The organism is Dactylosporangium sucinum (assembly GCF_014647515.1).
In the GTDB taxonomy this organism is placed as follows: domain Bacteria; phylum Actinomycetota; class Actinomycetes; order Mycobacteriales; family Micromonosporaceae; genus Dactylosporangium; species Dactylosporangium sucinum.
This window is the reverse complement of the sequence record NZ_BMPI01000187.1, coordinates 287-1,264: the sequence shown is the minus strand read 5'-3', so window position 1 is coordinate 1,264 and position 978 is coordinate 287. Positions and strand designations below refer to the sequence as shown.

The 978-nt window shown below is 71.8% G+C and carries 2 protein-coding genes; both read left to right on the top strand.

The features are described 5' to 3' along the window. On the top strand, positions 1-428 hold a 428-nt coding region (locus IEZ31_RS55720), incomplete at its 5' end, for a potassium-transporting ATPase subunit C (protein ID WP_190258283.1). Positions 429-439: 11 nt separating this feature from the next. Beyond that, positions 440-978, top strand: a 539-nt coding sequence (locus tag IEZ31_RS55715) for a histidine kinase (RefSeq protein ID WP_444542488.1), incomplete at its 3' end; no start/stop codon positions are given.

Below are 978 nucleotides of genomic sequence, written 5' to 3'. Positions count from 1 at the left end.
GTGTCGGCGCGGTCCTCGCGGTCTACCACCAGAACGGCTCGACGGGCCCGGTGACCCGCGCGGTCAGCCTCAACGAGGCCTGCCCCGCGACCCCCTTCATCACGTCGTACCAGGGCGTCACCGTCGAGTGCGCGACCCCGGGCGAGGACTACAGCAAGGGCGTGATCACCCCGATCCGGGGCAGCGCGCCCGACAAGCCCGCCGTCCCCGCCGACGCGGTCACCGCCAGCGGCAGCGGACTCGACCCACACATCAGCGTCGCCTACGCCAAACTGCAGGTGAACCGGGTCGCCGCAGCCCGCCACCTCAGCACCACCGAGGTGACGAAGCTCGTGGACGAACACACCACCGGCCGCGCCCTGGGCTTCATGGGCCAGCCGGCGGTCAACGTCCTGGAGCTGAACCTGGCCCTCGACCGGGCCGCGTAAGGGAGCCGGGCGTGGCGACGCGCGGAACGCTGCGGGTGTATCTGGGCGCCGCGCCCGGCGTCGGCAAGACGTACAAGATGCTGGAGGAGGGGCGGCGCCGCCGGGATCGCGGCACCGACGTGGTGGTCGGGTACGTGGAGACCCACGGCCGCCCCTTCACCGAGGCCATGCTCGACGGGCTGGAGGTGCTGCCGCGGCGGAACCTGACGTACCGCGGCAGCGCCTTCACGGAGCTCGACCTCGACGCCGTCCTCGCCCGGCGGCCCGAGGTCGCGCTCATCGACGAGCTCGCCCACACGAACGTGCCCGGCAGCCGGCACACCAAGCGCTGGCAGGACATCGAGGACCTGCTCGACGCCGGCATCGACGTCCTCACCACCGTCAACATCCAGCACCTCGAGTCGCTCAACGACGTCGTCGAGCAGATCACCGGGGTACCGCAGCGGGAGACCGTCCCCGACGCGGTGGTCCGCCGGGCCGAGCAGATCGAGCTGGTCGACATGACCCCGGAGGCGCTGCGCCGCCGGATGGCCCACGGCAACATCTACAA